General features: G+C 61.9%; 1 protein-coding gene. It reads right to left on the bottom strand.

Features of this window, described 5'->3' with window-relative positions; all coding sequences use genetic code 11:
* Positions 1-145 precede the first annotated feature (145 nt).
* Positions 146-813: Tn3 family transposase (locus BRX37_RS26320; RefSeq protein WP_164522555.1), on the bottom strand; the 668-nt coding region annotated here is incomplete at its 5' end.

The following is an 813-nucleotide window of genomic DNA, read 5'->3' as shown; positions in this document are numbered from 1 at the left end:
TTCAAGGCCAGCAGCCGTATAAAGGCTGCACATAAAGGCCGGACACGCGACTGCACTCGATATGGCATGTCAGAACGTCAGAAAATCGCACCGCAACGCGGGAGCCATCCACACGCAACGCTAAGGGAGAACAACCGAGGAACGCTTAGGCGGCGCGGCTGTCCGGCGGAAGATTGAGGGCCTTGCGGCCAGCGGAAGCGGCGGCTCGATCCCAGAGGAAATCGCCGGAAAAGGCAATGTGCTCCCAGCCAACCGGCGACGTATGGACAAGCAGATCATCGGGGACCGGGGCCGCTGCCGATCGCAGATGCTGGGCGGCGTCGGCCATGTAGATCGTGTTCCAATAGACGATCGCCGCGATGACTAGGTTGAGGCCTGATGCCCGATATTGTTGAGCTTCATGGCTGCGGTCGATGATGCGGCCCTGGCGGAAGGTGTAGATCGCTTGCGTCAGGGCATGGCGCTGCTCGCTGTTGTTAAGGCCGGCATGGCATCGCCGGCGCAGATCGGGATTTTCAAGCCAGTCCAGCATGAACAGGGTCCGTTCGATCTTGCCGATCTCCTGTAGTGCGACGTCGAGCTGGTTCTGCCGTTCGTAGGCGGCGAGCTTTCGCAGCATGACCGACGGCGCGACGTGGCCAGCCTTGATCGACCCCACGAGGCGCAGCACGTCGTCCCATTGTTCATTGATGATGTCGGTGCGGATACGCTTGCCCAACAACGGGGCGATGGACGGATAGGCCGAAACCGGCGCGATCGGCGCAAGCCGCCTGTCCGGAAAGTCGCGCAGGCGCGGGCAGAAGCGAAATCCCA

Source organism: Sphingomonas sp. S-NIH.Pt3_0716 (genome assembly GCF_003950715.1).
GTDB lineage: Bacteria > Pseudomonadota > Alphaproteobacteria > Sphingomonadales > Sphingomonadaceae > Sphingobium > Sphingobium yanoikuyae_A.
Note: the sequence above shows the minus strand (reverse complement) of the source record. Positions and strands in the feature narration are given on the sequence as shown.